This window comes from Streptomyces sp. NPDC090083 (genome assembly GCF_044747445.1).
Taxonomy (GTDB): domain Bacteria; phylum Actinomycetota; class Actinomycetes; order Streptomycetales; family Streptomycetaceae; genus Streptomyces.
Map to the genome: position 1 here is coordinate 441,370 of NZ_JBIVED010000001.1, position 14,532 is coordinate 455,901.

The 14,532-nt window shown below is 71.3% G+C and carries 9 protein-coding genes; 1 reads left to right on the forward strand and 8 read right to left on the reverse strand.

Going from position 1 to position 14,532, the window contains the following annotated elements; translation table 11 throughout:
• Window positions 1–53 precede the first annotated feature (53 nt).
• Genes ACIPTO_RS01860 through ACIPTO_RS01875 form a run of 4 tightly spaced genes read right to left on the reverse strand, consistent with a single transcriptional unit; the run spans window position 54 to window position 4,633 of the window.
• Window positions 54–1,412 (reverse strand): GH1 family beta-glucosidase, encoded by a 1,359-nt coding sequence (locus tag ACIPTO_RS01860; RefSeq protein WP_366311404.1) that lies wholly within the window; start codon window positions 1,410–1,412, stop codon window positions 54–56.
• Between the two features lie 38 nt (window positions 1,413–1,450).
• The gene (locus ACIPTO_RS01865; RefSeq protein ID WP_266774173.1) at window positions 1,451–2,320 is read right to left on the reverse strand and encodes a carbohydrate ABC transporter permease; all 870 of its coding nucleotides are present in this window, start codon (window positions 2,318–2,320) and stop codon (window positions 1,451–1,453) included.
• Entirely contained in the window at window positions 2,313–3,308 is a 996-nt protein-coding gene (locus tag ACIPTO_RS01870; RefSeq protein WP_401188576.1) for a carbohydrate ABC transporter permease, read from the reverse strand. Before ACIPTO_RS01870 ends, ACIPTO_RS01865 begins: the two co-directional genes overlap by 8 nt.
• An 8-nt stretch (window positions 3,309–3,316) precedes the next feature.
• Window positions 3,317–4,633: a sugar ABC transporter substrate-binding protein gene (locus ACIPTO_RS01875; protein WP_366311408.1), complete on the reverse strand. Its 1,317-nt coding sequence runs from the start codon at window positions 4,631–4,633 to the stop codon at window positions 3,317–3,319.
• Window positions 4,634–4,843: 210 nt separating this feature from the next.
• On the opposite strand from ACIPTO_RS01875, the gene ACIPTO_RS01880 reads away from it, so the two are divergent.
• Window positions 4,844–6,616 (forward strand): coagulation factor 5/8 type domain-containing protein, encoded by a 1,773-nt coding sequence (locus ACIPTO_RS01880; RefSeq protein ID WP_401188578.1) that lies wholly within the window; start codon window positions 4,844–4,846, stop codon window positions 6,614–6,616.
• A gap of 121 nt (window positions 6,617–6,737) precedes the next feature.
• Here the strand turns inward: ACIPTO_RS01880 and fusA are convergent, their stop codons facing one another.
• The 4 genes from fusA to ACIPTO_RS01900 all read right to left on the reverse strand — a co-directional run bounded on the left by fusA (window position 6,738) and on the right by ACIPTO_RS01900 (window position 14,476).
• A complete protein-coding gene (gene fusA / locus ACIPTO_RS01885) occupies window positions 6,738–8,792 on the reverse strand; it encodes an elongation factor G (protein ID WP_401188579.1) in 2,055 nt (684 codons plus the stop codon).
• A 270-nt stretch (window positions 8,793–9,062) separates the two neighbouring features.
• Window positions 9,063–9,908 carry an NlpC/P60 family protein gene (locus tag ACIPTO_RS01890; protein WP_401188581.1) on the reverse strand — a complete coding sequence of 282 codons (846 nt, stop codon included), beginning with the start codon at window positions 9,906–9,908 and terminating at the stop codon, window positions 9,063–9,065.
• A 155-nt stretch (window positions 9,909–10,063) separates the two neighbouring features.
• The gene (locus tag ACIPTO_RS01895; protein WP_401188584.1) at window positions 10,064–13,930 is read right to left on the reverse strand and encodes a helix-turn-helix domain-containing protein; all 3,867 of its coding nucleotides are present in this window, start codon (window positions 13,928–13,930) and stop codon (window positions 10,064–10,066) included.
• Window positions 13,931–14,098: 168 nt separating this feature from the next.
• Window positions 14,099–14,476 carry a hypothetical protein gene (locus ACIPTO_RS01900; RefSeq protein ID WP_366311418.1) on the reverse strand — a complete coding sequence of 126 codons (378 nt, stop codon included), beginning with the start codon at window positions 14,474–14,476 and terminating at the stop codon, window positions 14,099–14,101.
• Window positions 14,477–14,532: the final 56 nt, after the last annotated feature.

Sequence of the window (14,532 nt, forward strand, 5' to 3'; positions counted from 1 at the left end):
GGTGTTCCGGTGGATGCGGGCTCCCCCGCCCGCACCCACCGGAACGGTCTCGGTCAGGCCGCGCGTCGCGCCCGGCCGCGGTGGTCGCGGATGATGTCCGCGTACCGGTGGCCGGCGCCCTTGATCGTGCGGACCTGGGTGTCGTAGTCCACGTGGACCAGTCCGAACCGCTTCTCGTAGCCGTACGCCCACTCGAAGTTGTCGAGCAGCGACCAGGCGAAGTAGCCCGCCAGCGGGGCGCCCCTGCGGGCCGCCGAGGCGCACGCGGCGAGGTGCTGGACCAGGTAGTCCTGGCGCTCCGGGTCGTCGACGGTGCCGTCGGGGCGTACGACGTCGGGGAACGCGGAGCCGTTCTCGGTGACGTAGATCCGGCGGGGGCCGTACTCCTCGGTGAGGCGGAGCAGCAGGGTCTCGATGCCCGACGCGTCGATCTCCCAGTCCATGCCGGTGCGCGGGACGCCGGAGCGGCGCACGGCGCGGGTGAAGGGGGCCGGCCCGTCGGGGTCGTCGGCGACGGTCGCCGGGAAGTAGTAGTTCAGGCCGAGCCAGTCCAGCGGGGTCGCGATGGTCTCCAGGTCGCCCGGCTGTTCCGGGAGTTCGACGCCGTACGTCTCGACCATGTCGGCCGGGAAGCCGCGGCCGTGGATCGGGTCGAGCCACCAGCGGTTGACGTGGCCGTCCTGCCGGCGGGCCGCCCGGACGTCCTCGTCGCGGTCGGAGGCCGGGAACACCGTGGAGAGGTTGTTGACGATGCCGACCTGGGCGTCCGGGGCGGCGGCGCGGATCGCCTGCGCGGCCAGGCCGTGGCCCAGCAACAGGTGGTACGAGGCGCGGACGGCAGCCGTCAGATCGGTCCAGCCGGGAGCCATCTTGCCTTCGAGGTGGCCGATCCAGGCCGAGCAGGACGGCTCGTTGAGGGTCGCCCAGTGGGTGACGCGGTCGCCGAGGCGTTCGGCCACGACCGAGGCGTACGCGGCGAAGTGCTCGGCCGTCGCGCGCTCGGGCCAGCCGCCGCGGTCCTGGAGGGCCTGGGGCAGGTCCCAGTGGTAGAGGGTGACGGAGGGAGTGATGCCGGCTTCGAGGAGTCCGTCCACCAACTCGTCGTAGAACGCGAGGCCCTTGGGGTTGACCGGGCCGTCGCCGCCGGGGATCACCCGGGGCCAGGCGACCGACAACCGGTAGGCGTTGGCGCCGAGTCGGCGCATGAGGCCGATGTCCTCGCGCCAGCGGTGGTAGTGGTCGCAGGCGACGTCGCCGTTGTCGTCGTTCTCGATCTTTCCGGGAGTGTGCGAGAAGGTGTCCCAGATCGACGGCGAACGCCCGTCCTCGGCGACGGCTCCCTCGATCTGGTACGCCGCGGTGGCCGTGCCCCACAGGAAGTCGTGCGGGAGTGCGGCGAAATCGATGGTCACTGAAGTTCCTTCACAGTCAGCTGAGTTGGTCGGGTCGGTCACTTGACGGCGCCCGCCGTCAGCCCGGCGACGAGATAGCGCTGCAGCAGCAGGAAGCCGGCGACCACGGGCACGCTGACGACCAGCGAGGCGGCCATGATCTGGTTCCAGTACACGTCGTTGAGCGTGGAGTAGCCCTGGAGTCCGACGGCGAGCGTGCGGGTCGAGTCGTTCGTCATGACCGAGGCGAAGAGGACTTCTCCCCACGCGGTCATGAAGGCGTAGACGGCGACCGCGACGATGCCGGGGATCGCCGCGGGGACGACGACGCGCAGCAGCGCGCCGAGCGGTCCGCAGCCGTCGACCAGCGCGGCTTCGTCCAAGTCCCGCGGCACGGAGTCGAAGTAGCCGATCAGCATCCAGATGGAGAAGGGGAGCGAGAAGGTGAGATACGTCAGGATCAGGCCGCCGCGCGAGCCGAACAGGGCGATGCCCGTGGCGTTGCCGATGTTGACGTAGAGGAGGAACAGCGGGAGGAGGAACAGGATGCCCGGGAACATCTGGGTGGACAGGACGGTGACCGTGAAGACGCGCTTGCCGCGGAACTCGTAGCGGCTGACGCCGTAGGCGGCGAAGACCGCGATGACCACCGAGCAGAGCGTGGCCGAGACGGACACGATCAGCGAGTTCATGAAGTACTTCGCGAGCGGGACCGTCGACCAGATGTCGATGTACGGGCGGATCGTGAGACCGCTCGGCAGCCAGCGGAACTTGCCCGTGACGTCCGAGAGCGGTTTCAGCGAGCTGGAGAGCATGACGTACACCGGCACCAGGACGAAGCCGGCGAGCAGGGTGAGGAAGATCCGCCGCGACCAGAGGAACGAGCGGGGCGGCGCCATCGGCGACCTGGAGAGCGAGGAGCTAGCCATGGGCCGCCTTCCTTCCGCGTGAGGTGACCACCAGGTACACGCCGGTGACGACGAGCAGGAACAGCAGCAGCAGGACCGACATCGCCGAGCCGGTGCCGAAGTTCCAGGTCACGAACGAGGCTTGGTAGATGTGCACCGAGATGAGGTCCGCGGCCTCGGGCGCCGACCTGCCGAACAGGACGTACGGCGTGTTGAAGTCGTTGAACGTCCACAGGAACAGCACCAGGACCAGCACCTGGTTGACCGGGCGCAGCGACGGCAGGGTGATGCGGCGGATCTGCTGCAGCATGCCCGCGCCGTCGATGGACGCGGCCTCGTACAGCTCCTTGGGGATGTTCTGCAGGCCGGCCATGACGATGAGGAACGCGAACGGCCAGCCCTTCCACACGTGCACGATGAGCAGTGCGTAGAAGCTGTTGTCGCCGATCAGCCAGAACGACGGCTTGTCGGTGAGGTGGAGCTGGTCGTGCAGGACGTGGTTCACCAGGCCGTTGTCGTGCTGGAACATGAAGACCCAGGTGATGACGGCCGCGTAGACCGGCAGCGCGTACGGGATGAGGAAGAGCGCTCTCAGGATGCCCCGGCCGCGGAAGTTGTCCTGCATGTAGATCGCGGTGACCGTGCCGAGCAGCCAGCAGAAGGCGACCGACAGCAGGGTGAAGACCACCGTGACGAAGAAGGAGTGCAGCAGCGCCTTGCCCACCGGGGCGCTGAAGTCCACCGAGACCTTGTAGTTGCCGAAGCCGGACCAGGGCGCGGTGCCCCAGTCGCGGATGTAGAACTGGGTGAGCTCCTTGAAGCTCATGACGATGCCGATGACCATCGGCACCAGGTGGACCAGGAGTTCGAGGATCAGCGCGGGCAGGAGGAGCAGGTACGGCAGTCCGATGCGGCGGATCCGGTCGGTACGGCGGCGGCGCGGCCCGGGGGCCGCCGTGGCGGAAGAGTCCTTCCGCACGGCGGCCTCCGGGGTGACAGTGCTCGTCACAGTCGCACTCACTTCGCCGGCATCTGCTGCTGGGCCTTCTGGAGCTCCGCCTTGACGGACGCGGTGGTGACCGCTCGTCCGGCGGCGGCGTCGGCGAACAGGTCCTTGACGGCCGTGCCGACCGCCGTCTCGAACTGGGACTCGTCGGCGACCTGCGGGAGCGCGGCGGCGCTCTTCGCGAGGGTGTCCTTGAGGACGGCGTTCGCGGGGGTGTTGAACGCGGTGTCCTCCTGCGCGGTCTTCACCGGCGGGATGGAGCTGTACGCCGTGTTGAGGATCTTCTGCTCGGCGTCGCTGGTCATGAACTTCACGAACTTGGTGGCACCGTCCAGGTTGTTCGTGTTCTTGAAGACGGCCAGGTTGATGCCGGCCACCATCGAGTTGGTCTGCGCGCCGGTGCCCGGGGTGCCGGACTGCACGGGGATCGGCGCGATGCCGTACGAACTGTCGCTCATGCCCTGGGACTTGAGGTTGGCGGACGCCGACTGCCACATCAGCATCGCGGTCTTGCCCTTGGCGAAGTCGCTGACGGACTGGTTCTGCGCGTACTCGGCGTTGCCGACCGGGATGGCCTTGTCCTTGGCCATCAGGTCGACGTACTGCTTGACGGCCGCCACGACGCCGTCGTTGGTGAAGTCGGCCTTGCCGTCGGCGGTGAAGAAGTCGGCGCCGTGCTGCTTGGCGAAGACGAAGGTGTGGTGGATGTTCTCGGAGACGTTGGCGCCCTCGGCACCGAGGACCTGCTTGCCCTTCGCCTGGATCTTCTTCCCGTCGGCGACCAGCTCGTCCCAGGTGGCGGGCGGCTGGGAGATGCCGGCGTCGGCGAAGATCTGCTTGTTGTAGTAGAGCGCGTAGGCCATCGAGTACAGCGGGACGGCGGCCGGGTCCTTGCCGGTGGCTCCGGTGGAGCCGAGCGCGGAGTCGACGAAGCGGTCCTTGCCGCCGATCTTCGCGAAGTTGGCCGAGGTCCACGGCAGGAAGGCGCCGGTGGCCTGGAGGGAGGCGCTCCAGGTGTTGCCGATGTTCAGGACGTCGGGGCCCTGTCCCGACGTGGTCGCGGTGAGGATGCGGTTGAGGAGGTCGGACCAGGGCACGACCTCCAGCTTCACCGTGATGCCGGTCTGCTTCTTGAACTTGTCGAGTTCGGGCTGCAGGACCTTCTTGTCGATGGCGATGCTGGCGCCCTGGTTGGAGGCCCAGTAGGTGAGCGTCTTGGGCGAGTCGTTGGATCCCCCACCCGTGGACGAACCGCCTCCGCAGGCCGTGGCCGCTAGGGCGAGTGACATGGTGACGGCGCCTACGGCCGCGGCTCGGATGCTGCGCATACTCCGGGTGTCCCTTCAGGGAATGCACTCACGACTTAATTTAGGACGTGAGTTAAACCTCGGAAGTCAGACGCGTCAAGAGTTTGGACGCCACTCGTCGAACTCGGTCGCACCTCTTGACGTCCGCGTTCACGGACCTGAAGCATTCCCCCGCGAGAGAGCGCTCCCATCCCCACCCGCGTTCATTTCATGAACAAGGAGAGCCGCCATATGTCCTCAGTTCCCCGCAGAGCCGTCCTCGGAGCCGCCGCCGCGGTGTCCGCCCTGGCCGGGCTGCCGACGCCCGCCTCCGCCGCCGCCACCCCCACCTCCACCACCGCGGTGACCCCGCGCGCGCTGCCCGGCGGCGGCGACCTCGGCCCGAACGTCATCGTCTTCGACCCCTCGACCTCGGGCATCCAGGCGAGGCTGGACCAGATCTTCGCCCAGCAGGAGACGGCCCAGTTCGGCACCGGCCGCTACGCCGTCTTCTTCAAGCCCGGCACCTACTCCGGGCTCAACGCCCAACTCGGCTTCTACACCTCGATCGCGGGTCTCGGCCTCTCCCCCGACGACACCACCATCAACGGTGACGTCACGGTCGACGCCGGCTGGTTCAACGGCAACGCCACCCAGAACTTCTGGCGTTCGGCGGAGAACCTCGCCCTGGTCCCCGTGAGCGGCACCAACAGGTGGGCCGTGGCTCAGGCGGCCCCCTTCCGCCGGATGCACGTGCGCGGAAACCTCAACCTCGCCCCGAACGGCTACGGTTGGGCCAGCGGCGGCTACATCGCCGACAGCCGGATCGACGGCCAGGTCCAGCCGTACTCGCAGCAGCAGTGGTACACCCGCGACAGCGCGATCGGCGGCTGGCTCAACGGCGTCTGGAACATGGTCTTCTCGGGCGTCCAGGGCGCTCCGGCGCAGGGCTTCCCGAACCCGGTGTACACCACCCTCGCCACCACCCCGGTCTCCCGCGAGAAGCCCTTCCTGTACCTGAACGGCTCCGAGTACCGCGTCTTCCTCCCGGAGAAGCGCACCAACGCGAGCGGCGTGACCTGGGGCAACGGCACCCCGCGCGGCACCTCGCTGCCGCTGTCGCAGTTCTACGTCGCGAAGCCGGGCGTCACGGCCGCGACCCTCAACCAGGCGCTCGCGCAGGGACTCCACCTCCTGCTGACCCCGGGCATCTACCACCTGAACCAGCCGATCCAGGTGAACCGCGCCAACACCGTCGTCCTGGGCCTGGGTTACGCGACGCTGGTCCCGGACAACGGAGTCACGGCGCTGAAGACGGCCGACGTCGACGGCGTGCGCCTCGCGGGCTTCCTGATCGACGCGGGCTCGGTCAACTCGGCCACCCTGCTGGAGGTCGGCCCGTCGGGCACGACGACGGACCACTCCGCGAACCCGACCACCGTGCAGGACGTCTTCGTCCGCATCGGCGGCGCGGGCGCCGGCAAGGCGACCACCAGCATGGTCATCAACAACCGGCACACCATCGTCGACCACACCTGGCTCTGGCGTGCCGACCACGGCTCGGGCATCGGCTGGGACACCAACCGGGCCGACTACGGCCTCGTCGTCAACGGCGCGGACGTGCTGGCCACCGGCCTGTTCGTGGAGCACTTCAACAAGTACGACGTGCAGTGGAACGGCGAGCGCGGGCGCACGATCTTCTTCCAGAACGAGAAGGCGTACGACGCGCCCAACCAGGCCGCGATCCAGAACGGTTCGGTCAAGGGCTACGCCGCCTACAAGGTCGCCGACAACGTGACCGCGCACGAGGGCTGGGGTCTGGGCAGCTACTGCTACTACAACGTCAACCCGTCGATCGTGCAGCACAACGGCTTCGCGGCGCCGAACCGTTCGGGCGTGAAGTTCCACGACCTGCTGGTCGTCTCGCTCGGCGGACAGGGCCAGTACGAACACGTCATCAACGAGACGGGCGCGCCCACTTCGGGCACGTCGACCGTGCCGTCCACGGTGGTCTCGTACCCCTGAGACTCCGGGGGCACTGAGACTCCGGGGGCACTGAGACTCCGGGGGTCCCTGACACCCCCGGAGTCCCGCGTACGTGGCGGGTGCGGGCCGAAGCTCCCCCTTCGGTCCGCACCCGCCACCGTCACCGGACGGTCACCGCTGCCGGCGCGGGCGCGTAGCCCGTCGGCCGGGCGGTGAACGTGCCCCGGCCCTGCGTCCGGCTCCTCAACCGCGTCGCGTAGCCGAAGAGTTCGGCCAGCGGCACGGTCGCCGTGACGGTCGCCGAACCCGTCCGGGCGGTCGAGCCGGTGACCCGTCCGCGCCGGGCGGCGAGGTCGCCGAGCACACCGCCGACCGCGTCCTCGGGCACGGTGACGGTGACCTCGACGACCGGTTCGAGCAGCACCGTCGTACACGCGCGGAGGGCTTCCCGCAGGCCCAGGCGGCCCGCGGTGCGGAACGCCTGCTCCGAGGAGTCCTTCACATGGGTCGCCCCGTCGGTCAGCGTGACGCGCAGCCCGGTCACCGGGAAGCCGCCGATCGGCCCCTCGGTGAGGGCGTCACGGCACCCGGCCTCCACCGAGCGGACGTACTCCTGCGGCACCCGCCCGCCGACGACCGCCGAGCGGAACTCGAACCCGGGCCCGTCCAGCGGTTCGACGTCGAGCACGACGTGCGCGAACTGGCCCGCTCCGCCGTCCTGTTTGACGTGCCGGAAGACGTGTCCGGACACCCCGCGCACGACGGTTTCGCGGTGGGCGACCCTGGGCCGGCCGACGGCGACCTCCACACCGGTGGCCCGGCGGATCTTCTCCACCGCGACCTCCAGGTGCAGTTCGCCCATGCCGGACAGGACCGTCTGCCCGGTCTCGCCATCGGTGCGTACGGTCAACGACGGGTCCTCCTCGGCCAGTCGGGCCAGTGCCGAGGTCAGCCGGTCGGTGTCGGTGCTCCTGCGGGCCTCGACCGCCACCGAGACCACCGGGTCGGCGACGGCGGGCGGTTCGAGGACGAGCGGGGCGTCCGGCGCGCACAGGGTCGAGCCCGCGCGGGCCGACCTGAGTCCGATCACCGCGACGATGTCCCCGGCGACCGCACGGTCGAGCCGCTCGTGCCGGTCGGCCTGCACCCGCAGGATGCGCCCGATCCGCTCGGTGCGCCGCGCGCCCGGGTCCCACACCGTGTCCCCCTTCTCGATCGTGCCCGAATAGACCCGCAGATACGTCAGCCGCCCGGTCGCGGTCGCGCTCACCTTGAACGCGAGTGCCGAGAACGGCAGTTGAGGATCGGCCGCCCGCTCCTGCGCACCGCCGTCGTACATGCCCCGCACCGCCGGGACGTCCGACGGCGACGGCAGATACGCCACCACGGCGTCCAGCAGCGGTTCGATGCCGCGGTTGCGGTAGGCCGAGCCGCACAGCACGACGACGCCCTCGCCGGTGCGGGTGAGGTCGCGCAGGGCGGCCCTCAACGTCTCGGCGGACAGGGCCGATCCGTCGTAGAACTCCTCCAGCGCGCCCGGATGCAGCTCCGCCACCGCCTCCTCCAGCAGTCGTCTGCGCCGGCCCGCCTCCTCCAACAGGTCGTCCGGCACCGGGAGTTCCTGTGCCGTGTCGTCGCCGTCGGTCCACACCAGGGCCCGCATCCGCAGCAGGTCGACGACGCCGGTGAAACCTGCCTCCGTGCCGATCGGCAGCTGCACCACGAGCGGCGCCGGATGGAGCCGTTCGCGGAGGGAGGCGACGGCCGTGTCGAGGTCGGCGCCCGTGCGGTCCAGCTTGTTGACGAAGGCGATGCGCGGGACGCCGTACCGGTCGGCCTGGCGCCACACCGACTCGCTCTGCGGCTCGACGCCCGCGACGGCGTCGAACACGGCGACGGCGCCGTCGAGGACGCGCAGGGACCGTTCCACCTCGTCGGCGAAGTCGACGTGGCCCGGGGTGTCGATCAGGTTGATCCGGTGACCGTCCCAGGCGCAGGTGACGGCCGCGGCGAAGATGGTGATCCCACGGTCGCGCTCCTGGGGGTCGAAGTCGGTGACGGTGGTGCCGTCGTGGACCTCACCGCGCCTGTGGGTGGTGCCGGTGAGGTAGAGGAACCGCTCGGTGACGGTGGTCTTGCCGGCGTCGACGTGGGCGAGGATGCCCAGGTTGCGGACGGCGGAGAGCGGTGTGGTGAGAGGGCGTTCGGTGCGCACGGCCCGTGGCCTTTCGAGATTGATTCCATGCAGGGCAGCGCGATTCCCGTGCGGAACAGTGCAGTTGACGGAGCGTCAGAAAGCTGTCACGTCACGGGTGTTCCGGGGCCGGCCGCGCGGCGGGCACCGGAGGGCGAAAGACACGAGGATCACCTCGTACCGGGAGCGGGGAGCGACGCCAGCGGTGGTGTGACACACGGCCGGGCTCCCCTCACTCGTCATCGGATGGGGCGAGTGTAGGGAAGCCCGGGGCGCGGAGCACGGTATTTATCAGGTGGTGCAGGTGGGGACGCCGTCCAGCCAGGCCGGGCCCTGGATGTAGATGTTGGTCATCCATGCCTTGTAGTCGGGCAGATAGGCCCAGGCGTCGTTGGTGTAGCCGTCGGAGGTGACGGTCTCGGCGTGCTTCTGGCACTCGACGCGGATGCTGGTCGGACCGGGGAAGGCGTACACGCGGGTGGCGCTGACGGAGGGTGCGGTCTTCGTCCAGACGCCGGTGCCCCAGGTCCGGAAGACATGGCCGGTGACGGCGCCGGTGTCGACGCGGACGGCTCCGAAGTAGTCGCCGCCCAGCCGGACATCACTGACCATCAGATGCGTGCCGGACTGCCGGGCCTCGACCATCCTGCCCGCGCCGAGGTAGATCGCGATGTGGTGCAGGTCCGCCGAGTCGCCGTAGGCGAGCAGATCGCCGGGGAGCAGCGGGGCGAGGCCCTGGGCCGCGGTGAAGCGGGCGGCGGCGCGGGTGGTGTAGTACTGCCCGCTCGCGTCGCCGTTGAGGATGTCGGAGCCCGCGGCCCGCGCGTAGGCGTAGCGGACCAGGCCCGAGCAGTCGAAGCCGACCCGCTCGCCGTCGTGCCTGCTGGCCTCGTCCACGCCGTCGTAGTGGCCGAGGGTGGCGCCCGGCGTGTCGCCGTGGCCGCCGCCCCACGTGTACCAGGTGCCCGCGTCGACCTGGGCGCAGGCCGCGGCGATCGCGCTCTGCGCGGCGGCCGAGGCGCCCGGTGCGAGGACACCGCAGCCGTCGGCGGCCGGAGCCGCGACGGCCGAGGGTGCCCAGAGGACGAGGGCGAGTAGTCCGATGAGTGTGCCGATGATTCCGGTCCGCCGGAGCATGCCGGGACCCCCGATTTCTGTGGTCCGTACGTGGTCGTGCACCAGCCTGCCGACCCCCGCCCGACCGGTCGAGGACCCGGCGTCACCCCACCCCGAGAGGCAACGGGAAACCCCTGGGAAACCCGCTCCCACCAGCGGCATCCGGCGGTCGGCGCTCACGGCTTCACACACGCGGGGCCGGGGTTCGCGGGCAGACCCGGCATGAGCGTCCTGCGCTCCTCGGGGCCGATCGCCCCGCGCAGCCGGCAGATCCGGGTGAGCTGGGCGGCCGGGTCGAGGTCCCACAGGCGTACGGTCCCGTCGTTGCTGCTGCTCGCGAGGGTCCCTCCGCCGGGGGCGAACGCGACGCCCCACACCGCGTTCGTGTGCCCGGTGAGGGTGGCCCACGGCCGCCGTCCTGCGACGTCCCAGAGCCGTACCGTGCGGTCGCTGCCGCTGCTCGCGAGGAGCGTGCCGTCCGGCGAGAAGGCGAGACCGCGCACGGAGCCGGTGTGGCCGGTGAGGGAGGTCTCGAAGCGGCGGTGGCGGACGTCCCACAGGCGGACGGCGCCGTCGTTGCCGCTGCTCGCGAGGGTGCGGCCGTCGGGGCTGAAGGCCACGCCCCGCACCGCGCCGGTATGGCCGGTGAGGGTGGCGAGCGGGCGGTGGGCCGCGGTGTCCCAGAGGCGGACGGTCAGGTCGTCACCCGCGCTGGCCAGGGTGCGGCCGTCGGGGCTGAACGTGACATCGTTGGCGGAGTCCGTATGGCCGTGGAGGACGGCGAGTTGACGGCGGCCCGCGAGGTCCCAGAGGCGGACCGTGCGGTCGGAGCCCGCCGAGGCGAGGGTGCGGCCGTCGGGCGCGAACGCCACCGAGAACACGTCGCCGGTGTGGCCGGTGAGGGTCGCGAGCGCGCGGTGCGACCGGACGTCCCACAGCCGGACCGTGCCGTCCGAACCCGCCGACGCGAGCGTCCGACCGTCCGGTGAGAACGCCACCGAGAACACGCTCTCGCGATGGCCCTTGAACGTGGTGACGAGCCGGCGCCCGGCCACGTCCCACAGCCGTACGGTGTGGTCGGCGTCGGCGGTCGCGAGGAGCTTGCCGTCGGGGCTGTACGCGGACTGCGAGACCTCGGTGAAGGGACGGGCCGTCAGCACCGGGCCGCGCAGGTCCCACAGCACCACCGACTGGTCGAAGCCGCCGGTGGCGAGCGTCGTCCCGGTGGAGTCCACGGCGACGGACATCACGTAGTCGGTGTGCCCGGCGAGGACCGCGACGGGCCGGCCCGTCCGCACGTCCCACAGGCGGGTCGTGCCGTCGCCGCCCGCGCTGACGACCGTCGTGCCGTCCGGTGTGAAGGTGACCGCGTTGATGTCGTCGCTGTGGCCGGTCAGTGTCGCCGTGGACCGGTCCGAGGCCACGTCCCACAGGCGTACGGTCCGGTCGACGCCCCCGGAGGCCACGCTCCGGCCGTCCGGCGCGAAGGCCACTCCGAGCACTTCGTCGGTGTGCCCCCTGAGCACGGCGAGCGGCCGTCCCCGGTCGGTGTCCCACAGGCGTACGGTCCGGTCGGAGCCGCCCGAGACGAGGGTCCGGCCGTCCGGGGCGTAGGCCAGCGCGTTGACCCGGCCGGTGTGCCCGGCGAGCCGCACCGCGGTGGGGTGGCCGGCGCCGAGGTCCCACAGCCGGACCGTTCCGTCGTCCCCGGCGACCGCGAGGGTACGGCCGCGCGGGTCGAAGGCGAGCGCGCGGGCGCCGGCGGTCGCGGCGGGCAGCAGGGTCCGCAGCCGGTGGTCGGCGGTGCCCCAGATCCGTACCGGACCGTCCGACGAGGTCGCCGCGAGGGTCGACGCGTCGGGACCGAAGGCGACCGCGCGGACCCGTCCGGGCACCGGGAGCGTGGCGGTCGTCCGGCGGTCGGCGATACGGCGCAGTTGTACGGCGCCGTACGAGCCGCCGGTCGCGAGGAGGCGGCCGTCGGGTGCGAAGGCGACGGCGTTGACCGGCCCGTGCCGGCCGACGAGGCGGGCGGAGAACGCCTGGGCCTGGGTGCTCAGCAGGGCGCCGCGGGCCTCGGGGGTGCGGTCGGTGCGGTAGGCCTCCTCCGCGAGCAGCATGGACGCCTCGGGCCGGCCGCCGGCCAGGGAGGTGGACTGCACGGCGAGGGCCTGGGAGCGGGCGACACGCTCCTGGTCCAGGGCGCCTGCGCGCTGCTGGTAGGCGAGGCCTCCGGCGGTCACCGCGAGGCCGAGAAGGACGGCGAGGGTCGCGAACAGGGCCTGGCGGAACCGGATCTGACGTCTCGCCAGCTGTCGGCGGGCGTCCTCCTCGGCTTGGCCGGCCTTGAGGAAGGCGACCTCGCGGGGGCCGAGGCGGCTGCGGCCGTCGAGGTCGTCGGCCCAGGAGCGGACCGTGTCGAGGCGGGTGCCGCGGTAGAGGGCGGACGGGTCGTGGTTCTCGCGCTCCCATTCGGCGGCGGCGTGGGCGAGTTGCTGGTGGATGAGGAGTCCGGCGCGGTCGGCGTGGATCCAGTCGCGCAGCCGGGGCCAGGCGTGCAGCAGCGCCTCGTGGGTGATCTCCACGGTGTCACGGTCGACGGTGACGAGCCGGGCCCGGACGAAGACGTCGAGGGCGGCCGAGGCGGCGTCCGCGTCGGCGAGCTGTTCCATCAGGGCGCCGCGGCCGACGCGGCGGCGGGTCGCGGCGGTGTCCTCGTCGGAGACATGGACGAGGCGGGACAACACCCGCCGGATGGTGCGCTGTTCGGCCGGGTACAGCTGGGCGAACACGGTCTCGGCGGTGCGGGCGACGGCGCCCTGGATGCCGCCGGTGCGCTCGTACCCGGCGACGGTGAGGGTGGTGCCCTCGCGCTGCTGCCAGGTGGCGAGGAGGGCGTGCGAGACGAGGGGCAGGGCGCCGGACGGGGTGGTGTCGGGGGTGGCGGTGTGCGGCCCGGTGCCGGGTTCGTCGCGCAGGCCCGCGTCGCGCAGGAGGAGGGGGACCAGGCCGGGTTCGAGGGTGACGCCGGCGAGTTCGGCGGGGCGGGTGATGGACTCGCGCAGTTCCGCCACGGACATGGGCAGCAGGACGAACAAACCGTCGGTGAACACCGGTGCCAGTTCGGGGAGTTCGAGGCAGCGGCCGGTGAAGTCGGCGCGTACGCCGAGCACGACGACGGCGGGGTCCGGGCCGCCGGTGGACAGCGCGCGCAGCACCCGGACGAAGGCCCGTCGCTCGCTCTCGTCGGTGCAGAGGGTGAAGAGTTCCTCGAACTGGTCGACCAGCAGCACCGGCCGGACCGGCGGCGGGCGGCGCCCGTCGGGCCCGGGCGGGGCGCCGTCGGAGCGGGCCCGGACCGCTTCCAGCAGGGCCTCGGGCCGTTCGGTCAACTCCCGTGCGGTGAGGCGGAGATCGCTGCCGAGGACCTTCGCCGTCCGTTCGAGGAGTTCGTCCAGCGGATGGACGGTGGGGGTCAGGGCGACCACCGGCCAGCGCTCGGCACCGGGCATCGGGAAGCCGCCGGGGCGCCGCAGCGCCGGGACGAGACCGGCGTTCAGGAGCGAGGACTTGCCTGCGCCGGACGGGGCGACGAGTAACAGCGGTCCGCCGCCGACGCGTTGGAACACCCGCTCGACGAGCGCGGCCGTGGACCGTTCCCGGCCGAAGAACCAGGCCGCGTCCTGCGGGGTGAAGGCGGACAGTCCGCGATACGGACAGGCGGGCGCGGCGGTGTCGGCGGCCGCACCGGCGCCGCGCTCGGCGGACCCCGCCTCCCGCACCAGGCGGAGCAACGCGCCGTCGGCGCGCAGGATCTGGTCGCACTGGCGGGCCACGTCGACGGTGGCCCGCTTGGCGCCGGTCTCGATCTTGCTGAGATAGCCCTTGCTGTAGTGCGTCCGGCGTGCGAGATCGGCCAGCGACAGTCCGCGCTCCCTGCGCAGCCGTCTCAGCTGCGCGGGAAAGGACGGTGTGGCCTGTGCGGTGCCTGCCGGTTGGTCGGACCGGTCGGTGTCCGCGTGGTCGTGGTGCTGATCCCCCAAGGCGTCCCCCCTGGCATGGCCTGCCCGGATCGTGAGACGGCGGATGCCCAGGCTACTGCGGGGGTCGGACACGGAGACAGGACTTTCACCCGGAGAGACGAACGCGGGACTGCCGGGACCGGTGTGGGGTCCGGTCCCGGCAGCGCTTCCCCGTGGTGAGGAGTCCGGCTACGGGCGGTTGAGGACGATGGAGTTGATGGGGGTGAAGTTGCGGAGGAGGCCGTTGTCCTGGGCGATCGTCTCGGTGCAGTTCGTGCCGTTGTAGCCGTTGCACAGGCTCACGGACGCGCCGCCGGTCTGGTTGTTGAGGATCCAGTGCTGGCCGACCTGGTTGCTGAGGTTGTGGGCGCCGTAGCTGTAGTACACGTCGGTCGGGTGCGGGTTGTTCGCGGGGACGACTCCCTCGCCGTAGATGCAGACCGCTCCGGACGGACACCCGTCCCACGGGGTCCCGTCGGCGGGCTTCGCCTGGGCCGCTCCGCTCATCGCGACCACCGTGACGGCGGCGGTGGCGAACGCGGCGGCGGCACCCAGCATCGTGCGCATGTGTCTCCCTGTCGGATCTCCTGCGTCGTCGCAGGACGTGCTTCGTACGGACGGGG